At 46.4% G+C, this 10206-nt stretch carries 2 protein-coding genes; both read left to right on the forward strand.

Annotation, left to right across the window (positions count from 1 at the left end; genetic code table 11):
- Window positions 1-8 precede the first annotated feature (8 nt).
- On the forward strand, window positions 9-3950 hold the full coding sequence (locus tag ACR32F_RS13280) for a type I polyketide synthase (RefSeq protein ID WP_440119135.1): 3942 nt from the start codon (window positions 9-11) through the stop codon (window positions 3948-3950).
- Entirely contained in the window at window positions 3947-10189 is a 6243-nt protein-coding gene (locus tag ACR32F_RS13285) for an SDR family NAD(P)-dependent oxidoreductase (protein WP_440119136.1), read from the forward strand. Before ACR32F_RS13280 ends, ACR32F_RS13285 begins: the two co-directional genes overlap by 4 nt.
- Window positions 10190-10206: the final 17 nt, after the last annotated feature.

Genomic DNA, 10206 nt, shown 5'->3' on the forward strand with positions numbered 1-10206 from the left:
GGGGTAGGATGATGCGACAAAAGAAGGACATGGAGCCAACATCCGATATTGATTCGGGAATGCGCCTTACGGATATTGCGATTGTTGGTATGGCATGCAGGTTTCCGCAGGCTGATCATTATACCACGTTTTGGGATAATCTTGCGAATGGTGTGGATTCCGTTAAAGAGGTTACCCCAGATCGATGGGACGTATCGAAGTTCTATTCACAAGATATTGAAGCCCCTAATAAAAGCATTGGAAAATGGTGTGGTCTGCTGGATGATGTGTATTCTTTTGATCACCGCTTTTTTAGTATCTCTCCCCGAGAGGCCAAAAATATGGATCCACAGCAACGAATTATTCTTGAAGTATCCTGGCAATGCATAGAGGATTCCGGAATTTCGCTTCAAAGGTTACAGAATCAGGTCACTTCCGTTTATGCCGGAGTAATGACTGTAGATCACCGCCAAATGGCCTCCCTTCCCGAATTGGAGACAGATAGTTACGCCTGCCTTGGAAATTATGAGAGCATTCTTGCCAATCGGATTTCTTACATTTTGGACCTAAAGGGCGCCAGTATATCGGTGAATGCAGCTTGTGCATCTTCATTAGTGGCCGTGCATGAAGCCAAACAAGCCCTGCAACGAAAAGAGTGTAATTACGCCTTGGCTGCATGTGTAAATCTGAATTTGCATCCTTGGAAGTTTATTTCGTTTTCCAAGTCAAGAATGTTAAGTCCGGATGGACGCTGTAAAACCTTTGATAAGGAAGCCAATGGGTATGTACCGGGCGATGGAGCAGGGGTGCTGTTGCTTCAAAGGCTTGAAGATGCGTTAACGGAAGGTAATCATATCTACGGGATTATCAAAGGATCTGCTTGCAATCATGGTGGAAGAAGCGCATCCATAACCGCTCCACGCATGAAGGCACAACAAGACGTCATCTTGGCTGCTTATCAGGATGCAGGTATTTCCCCGGAAATGGTCACTTATATTGAGGCACATGGAACAGGAACGTCATTGGGAGATCCGATCGAAATTGAAGCGCTTAAAAATGCTTTTGCTGCTTATACTTCTCGAACCCAATTTTGTCGGATTGGCTCGGTGAAAACCAATATTGGCCACCTGGAGAGTGCTGCAGGCATGGCTGGTATTGTGAAAGTGATCATGATGATGAAACATGGCAAAATACCGGCCAACCTTCATTTTAACGACCCTAATCCCATCATAGATTTTAAGAGCACTCCTTTTGAGGTGGCAAGCCATCTAACCGATTGGAATAGTGCTGGCGAAGGGCTGCCTTTAAGAGCGGGCATAAGCTCTTTCGGTTTTGGTGGAGTTAACGCACATCTGATGATTGAACAGTGGTGCGCAGCACCCTCGAACAAACAGAAGGGCGAAGCAGCAGTAGCCCGTTCTCAGCTGTTCTCGCTCTCAGGCAAATCGAAATGGCATTTGGAAAAACAGCTTGAATCGTGGAGAGCATTCTCGCTCACACCCGAGTTTGCTGAATGTACGCTGCGTGATATTAGTGGAACATTGCTTACGGGAAGAGTGACTTTTCCCTACCGTTATGCTGTCATGGCAGACAGCTTACAGCAGTTGAAGGAAGAGTTGCATTCGGACCCAAGTCGTCCATTCAAGCCAAGACAGCAAAAGTGGGCAATAAGAGTGGGTCACTTATCCTATTTAAACTATGAGCAATTTAACATGTCAACCCGGGATTTACCACATGTGAAGGATATCGTCCAATCCTTACTGGACCAAATTGCCGATCGCCCACTTGCCGATCACTATCGGCGGATGTTCTACAATGAACCTTGGGTGAAAGATACAATTCCGTGTTGTCAGTTCATTGCTGGATATGCCGTCCTTCGAAGTTTACTCGATGTGGGCTTAAAAGTGGAATGGATTTCAGGGGAAAGAACAGGGATGTGGGCGGTTCTTGGGGTAAACCAGATGATCGCTCCAGAACAAATTCTTTCGAGGCTTGCAGGGAGGAATGAAGCTGACTTCATTAAACTCCATCGTCCGTGTCTTCCCTATTATGACCCGTCATTGCAAGTCATTTTGTATCCGGTTTCTTTTGACGAGTCTTATCTACGGCACTTGTTGGGTGGTTCACAGGTTGAAAATGTGGGCTCTGGGGATCGAGAACATGATCGATTGGAATATCCAATTGTAAGTGATCGGGAGCGGGTTCAATATTTTTTGACTAAGGGCCGGTCACTCCTCTCTAATCAGTTCACCTTCAGAAAGTATATCGAGGAATGGTCGAATCTGCTGGGTGTAGCAAGTGGAAACGATTGGAATTTGGAGGAGCTGCTTGGAAAGCCTGCTGATGTCCTGATGTTTGCGGAGCGTTCCCCTCAGCAGTTGTTCATCATGGTTACGGCTGTGGCTCATTCACTGCGGAGATTGAACCGCAAATGGGATTTGACGATAATGGTTGAGCCCGATCCACGATTCGAAGAAATGCTGGATCTGATGGATGATCACATCTTACTTCCTGAAATGGTCGTTCAGCTTGTTTTGGATTTCAATGCGGATTATAAGGCTGCTGCTCAATCCATGAACCTGAAACAACAGCAGATGCATATGGACAAACATGACAACCTATTACGTGCCCGAAACGATAACATGCAAGAAATCGGAAGTGCTGAGCAATGGCTGTGTCAAACGCAAAAAAGCCAGGTTGATCTGGAAAAAATTTCGTCTGACATCAAGATCATAGACATCGGAGCATTTCAGTGTGAATCACCTGATACGCTGAAAATCGCTTTAAAAGAGGATGAAGCGGGGGATGACGTCTGGAATATCCTTGGTCAGTTATGGCTCCATGGCGTCAATGTAAGATGGGACCTATGGTTCCCCGCAGGAACATTTAACAAGCTTGCCCTACCGACTCAGCGTTTCGAGTCTGTTTTACATCGATTACATGATAATACCACAGTGAATCAATCGGTTATGGATGTACATAAGCTTCCGAGTGCACAGGGGGAGGGGCTAGATCCAGCTTTACACCCGATGATCGGCTGGAATACCTCAACGTTGGATGAATTCAAGTACCAAACTCTGTTTACCGGCAAAGAATTTTTTCTGAATGATCACGTCGTAGACGGTAAACGGACATTACCAGGTGTTGCTTATTTGGAGATGGCATTGGCCGCTGCGGAGAATGCAGGAATCCAGGAGGTTACCGGTTTTGGTGAAGTGGTGTGGTCAAGGCCCCTAACGGTTATGGAGCATCCTGTTGAAGTGAATATTTCTTTGTTCAGAGCTCAGGAAAAAGTTCATTTCCACGTATGGACCGGCGATGATGCGAACCCCAGACGAATTCACGGGCAAGGGACGTTGTATGGAATAAAAACAGATGGCAATAAACAGGCTGCGCGACAAGGCAATGCATATAAGGTTAAACGGGATATTGATGCGATTAGAAGAAGATGTGTTGACCCTGTTCCGGGAGTTTATCGCAAACTTGAAAAGAGTCATCTGGTCTACGGTTCTTCCTTTCAATCCATAACGGACTGCTGCATGGGTGAAGAGGAGGCTATTGCCAGGTTTATGCTCCCAATCTCTTGTCGTGAACAGTCACACGCATATACGCTTCATCCTGTAACGATGGACAGCGCCCTGCAGACAGCGATGTTACTTGTTCAAAAAGTGAGCTCTGTTCCTTGTATGCCCTATTCCATAGGTGCGGTCAGATTGTGGAATCGGCTTCCAGACAAAGGAAGCGTGTATGTTAGACAGCAGGGTAGACAAGGGGAAAAAGCGTTCAAGTTTGATATTGTATTGCTTGATGAGCAGGAACAAATATGCATGGAGATGAGCGATTTTACGGTAAGACAGGTTCAGGACAAAAAACGCCATACGAAGGAAGATCCACTGAAGACACTTTTGCAAAAATTGGAAGCCGGAGAGGTTGAACCTGTTGATGTCTTAACTTATATGGAGGAACGATGAGAAAAGATCAGATGTTATCACTGGATCAAATTCTTGAAATGGTGAAGGGACGACGTCTCTCATCAGAGATAGCCTACCAGCTTATACAGGAGATACAGCGACATGATCCTTCGGCTTCCAATGAAAAAAACATGCAGCAAAATACGTATCTGTATCCATCCTGGGAAAGCCAGGCCCTTCAACGTTCTGTTTTCAAAAGTGAGAGGCTTCTGCTATTTGTTTCCGGTAAAGACAACATGCGGCAATGGGACGAGGGAGCTTCCATCATTCGTGTGTTACAGGGAAATCAATTCATCGAGCAGGATGCGAGTACATTTGTAGTCCGACCGGAACAGGAAGATTTCGACCGTTTATTCAACCGGCTGTCCGAATTACAGTGGATACCTGATACTGTCGTTCATGGATGGAGTGGTGCGGTACTTCCTGGAGATGGAGGGACTCTGCTGAGCAAACAGCTTGCCCAAGGCGTCTACGCCTTATTTTATACATGTCGATGGCTGGCGAAATGCGCTGACAAAAAGAAAGTAAATCTTTTATATGCTTATTCAAGCGATCGTAAAGAAGAACCGGCAAGTGAAGCTGTGAGCAGTTTCATGCGCAGTGTGAAATGGGAGCACCCGCAATGGACATGCCGTACATTGGACACGGGAAATGAACCAATCGACATGCTCCAACTCATCAAACAGGAGCTGGAAGCTCGGGACCAGGCGGTGGAGGTTCGTTATCGCGACAATCGGCGTTATGTGAAAAGATTGGTATTGCTGCCGAAAAAAGAATATCCACAAGTGGAGTGGAATAAACAAGGCGTTTATTTGATCACAGGTGGGATGGGCGGCATCGGCCTACAGTTTGCCTCCTTGCTTGCCAAATTCGCTCGTGTCATTGTTTTGTCCGGGCGTTCCATTCTGAGTAGGGATCAGGAACAACAATTGCTTGATCTGGGGAAGTTCGGGGCTGAAATTGAGTATATTCCAGTGGATGTATCGCAACGTGAATCGGCCTTTGATCTCATCCATGAGTGCAAAGCCAGATTTGGGGGGATTCATGGTCTGATTCATTGCGCTGGTGTATTGAGAGATTCAACACTCCAATCCAAAAACAAGGCGGACATGGATGCCGTTATGGCTCCGAAAGTATACGGAACCGTTTGGCTTGACGAAGCATCCTGTCATGAACAGCTGGACTTTTTCATCGTTTGCTCTTCTGTCATGTCTGTTCTGGGCAACGCTGGACAATGCGACTATGCCTTTGCCAATGGCTTTATGGACGGTTTTTGCCGTCGACGGGATCATTTGAATAAAGAGGGGTTGCGTTCCGGTCAGACGATCTCCCTGAATTGGCCTCTATGGTCGGAGGCAGGGATGGGCGTAGATCAAACCCATCGTCTTTTTTTGGAAAATACGCTCGGGATTTATTCAATATCCAGCGAAAATGCCTTACAGGCTTTTGAAGATGCTTTCCATTGTAAGGAAAGTCAGCTGGTGATTGTTGCCGGGAATGCGGCCAAATTTCAGAAGGTACATGAGAAAACATCATTTGCGGATGTGGAACCGTCGAAAAAGGACATGTTTTTGGAGAATGGCATAAATGAGGAAGTTTTACTTGAAAGGGCTGCAGGAGTTATTTTAACCATATCCTCACAGATTCTCAGTGTTGATGTACATGAAATGGATCTGGATGCGGACAAGAGTGACTATGGGTTTGATTCCATTTCGACGACTGATTTTGTCAATCGACTCAACGCAACGTACAACATTGATCTGACGCCTCCTGTTGTGTTTGAATATGCGACTTTAAGGGCATTTGCAACCTACCTGATCGGAGCTTATGGCGAAGACATTGCCCGATATCATGGAATGAGTGGTGGGGATGATGAACCCGAAATGCAGACATCGCAAACGGTCAGTGATGATGAAACGAATGAGAATGCAAGTGAGCCTGCCGATATCCATAGGAGGAATAAAGAGCCCATTGCCATTATTGGTATAGGTGCTCATATGCCTCAATCCGAGAGTGTGGATGAACTATGGGATAACTTGGTTTCTGGAAAAACATTCATTTCTGAAATCCCTCCTGAACGCTGGGATTGGCATCAATATTATGGGGACCCGATAAAGGAAGTCAACAAAACCAACATCAAATGGGGCGGATTTATGAAAGCCATTGATCAATTTGATGCTTCGTTTTTTGGGATTTCCCCTCATGAAGCCGGGTTGATGGACCCGAGACAGCGCATTTATTTGCAAACCGTATGGGAAGCCATTGAAGATGCCGGTTATAGGCCGTCCGAGTTGTCCGGAAGTAAAACAGGGATGTTTGTTGGGGTGGTTAGTTCGGATTATTATGATCTGATGCATCAAACTGGCGTTCCTACCGAGGCACATACAGCTTTGGGCATATTTCACTCCATTCTGGCTAACCGAATTTCATATCTTCTAAATCTGCATGGACCCAGTGAGCCTGTGGATACAGCCTGTTCCGGTTCGCTGGTCGCCATTCATCGGGCAGTGGAATCGATACACAACGGAGAATGTGAACTGGCAGTTGCCGGAGGCATTAGTGTTATCGCAAGTCCACAGCTGACAATTGCCTTTAATCAGGCCGGTATGCTCAGTGTGGATGGTCGCTGTAAAACCTTTGATCAAGGTGCCGATGGGTACGTTCGTGGCGAAGGTAGTGGGGCATTGCTGCTCAAACCGTTGTCCAAAGCGGAAGCAGATGGAGACCATATCTATGGAGTAATCCAGGCAACGGCTATAAATCATGGAGGGCATGCCAACACCCTGACGTCTCCAAACCCTAACGCACAGGCAGAACTTATTATCGAAGCGTGGTCCAGATCCGGAATTGATCCGAGGACAGCAGATTATATTGAAGCACATGGTACGGGAACGCCATTGGGTGATCCGATAGAGATAAATGCGCTTAAAAAAGCCTTCACTCAGCTGGTTAAAAACTGGGATGAATTGCATGGCAGATTGAGCGACTCTGCCCCGGATTCCACCGTTCCGCACTGTGCAGTGGGGACTATAAAAACGTATATTGGACACCTGGAGGCAGCAGCAGGAGTGGCGGGAGTACTGAACGTGTTACTCAGTATGAAGCATAACCGATTGCTGCCAAATCTGCAGCTGAATGAAGTTAACCCGTACATCCAGTTGGAGAACAGTCCATTTTATATCGTAAAGGAAGGACAGATGTGGAATCGCAAACATGACGCTTCCCCAAGAAGTGCAGGCGTAAGTTCATTTGGCTTTGGAGGTGTCAATGCTCATATCGTCATCCGCGAATACGTGACAAAGCGCAATAGTTCCCAGAATATATCCAATCGCCCCCAGTTACTCATCGTTTCTGCAAAGAACAGAGATCGATTGAGAGCATATGCGAGGCGAATCAGTCAATTCCTGAGTCAAACGGATGGGATTACCCTGGCTGATGTTGCATTTACAATGCAAACGGGCAGGGAGGAGATGGAGGAAAGACTAGCAATTGTGAGTTCAAGCATCACGGATGCCGTGGAAACGCTTGAGCAGTTTGTCACAGATCGGGCAGATCCATCTCGATGTTGGCAAGGGAGCATAGCCAAGCGCAAATCCCCCCAAGATGAGCGCGTTATAACTTACAATCATCCGTCCACGGATCAGGATTTTATGATCGAAGCAGAGCTTCATAAACTTGCTCAGCTCTGGGTAACCGGTAACCGGATTGATTGGTCTTCAATGGATAAAAGTGAAGGGAAACGGAAAATCTCCATACCGACATATCCGTTCGCAGAGACACGGCACTGGCTTCCTGATCCAGTCAACAGCATAAAAAAACCGGGATCTCATCGGTCGGGAATAGATGACAGAATCATGATGGAGCTGGAAAACAGATCGGATTTTTGGGCATATAGCTACGAATTTGCATTTACTGGCCAAGAATCTTTTTTTCGGGATCATGAAATAAACGGATATAACATATTGCCTGCTTCAGCTCATATTGAACTGATCAGGGCTGCTGTCATGATGGCTGCTCACCCTGCAAAGGATGAACAAATCAGCCTTAAAAAGCTGGTATGGCTCAAACCTGTTGTAGCTCAAAAAGGAATGGGAAGGCTTCAAATACTTCTTAAGCCTTCCATGAATGGAGATATTGTAGTGACAGTTCATTCTCCAAGTAATTCTCAGGGGGATGAGATAGACACCATGGTTTTCAGCCAAGGGATTGCTGTGATTACCAAGCGGGAAGTAAGCAAAACATGCGAAGTGGAGACCATCCTGAGCAACTGTAATCTGGAAAATCTCACAACAGAGCATTGTTATTCCTTTTTTTCAGCCAGAGGCATGCGGTATGGTCCAGAATTCCGGGGCCTGAAATCTGTGGCAGTGGGTCATGATCAGGCACTGGCCAGAATTGCCCTGCCTTCGGGTATTCTAGATGGATTTCAGGACGGTACCATTCATCCAGGTATTCTGGATAACGCTTTTCAAGCCGCAATTGGAATCTGGTCCAGTGCTTCGGGAAATATTCAGGACGAGCAGCAAGATACGCCTTTGTTGCCCTTCTCCGTACAGCAAATCCAAATGTTTGGCTCCTGCGAAGCAGAGATGTGGGCTCATGTCCGAGTCCATCACGAAAGCGGTAGCGCCGTTGTACACGCGGATACCGAATATGACATGGATTTGTTTAATGTGAAGGGTGATGTACTGGTATCTGTTAAGGCAATGCGTTTCAGAAGACCTGAGTCGAAAGCTACTGATCTCGAAGAAACTGAAGGGATGGAGATGTACGAGTTACAAATGCTGGCCCCTGTATGGAAAGAGCAGGTTATCCATGTACCTGAACCTGAACATGAACCTGAACATGAACGTGAACGTGACCTTACATGGAGAGTCAACGATCTGCCAAGAGAAATATGCTTGGTAGGTATGAAGAGCCAGCACTTGAGCCAGTTGCTCAAACATCTGCCACATGCCGAAATGATCGTTTTGAATCCACAGGATTCCATCATGCGGATCTCGGAACAGCTGACCCCAATCATGAACTTTCGTCATGTGGTGTGGATATCTCCAATAACCGCTGGAAGCTTGCCTGATGTCGAGGGAATGATTGAGGCCCAGGAAGAAGGAGTATTTCTTCTCTACAGACTGATTAAGGCATTTCTTCAGAACGGATATGGAAATCGGAGTATGGAATGGACTGTGATCACGATGCGGGCAAACTCCATTCATACACTTGATCCGGTTGATCCCACTCATGCCGGGATACATGGTCTTATAGGTGTATTGTGCAAAGAACGACCCGGATGGAAGGTTAGGCAGGTGGATCTGGAGGTGTTGAATGAGAAGAGTCTGTACGAATTGCTGTCGCTGCCTGCTGATTCCTATGGATTTCCGTATGTAAACAGACAAGCCGAATGGTTTCGCCAGCAACTCGTGCCCGTTGCATATAATACCCCTGCGAATTCCGATCAGCCTCATTCCTATCGCCATGGGGGTGTTTACGTCGTTATTGGTGGAGCAGGCGGAATCGGGGAGGCATGGAGTGAATATATGATCCGGCATTATAAAGCCCAGATCATCTGGCTGGGAAGAAGGGATCTGGATGCTGACATTCAGGCGAAGTTGCAAAGACTGGGCAAGCTTGGCCCCGTACCCTCTTACATGGCTATTGATGCAACGGATTCGGAAGCACTGCGTCAGGCATGTACAGAGATTAGGAGGAAACATCAAACCATTCACGGTTTTATTCATTCAGCCATCGTTTTGCAAGATCGCAGTCTGGAATATATGGACGAAGCTTCTTTTCGGAAAGCTTATTCCACCAAGGTAGACATAAGCATCAATATAGCCAAAGTGTGTATTGGAGAGTCGCTTGACTTTGTACTCTTTTTTTCGTCTATGAACTCCTTTTTGAATTCGGCTGGACAGGCCAATTACGTAGCTGGCTGTAAGTTCAAAGATGTATTTGCCCAATTTTTAAGACAGGGCTGTGATGTCCCAATCAAAGTGATGAATTGGGGATATTGGGGAAGTGTGGGTTTGGTACGTTCTGAATATTACAAGACACGCATGGAAAAAGCAGGACAAGGTTCAATTGAAGCTCCCGAAGCTATGGAGGCTCTAAATGTATTGATGAATGGTGGGCTGGATCAGGTTGCATTAATCAGGAAACAGCCTTTGGTAGATCTGGAGATCTTGGATGAAGAAGAATCCATTATGGTCTATCAGGGATCTGTACCGTCTCTGGTTTTATAACAGGGGTCTGAAGAACG

Origin of the sequence: Paenibacillus hebaui (genome assembly GCF_051934385.1) — a bacterium.
Classification (GTDB): domain Bacteria; phylum Bacillota; class Bacilli; order Paenibacillales; family Paenibacillaceae; genus Paenibacillus.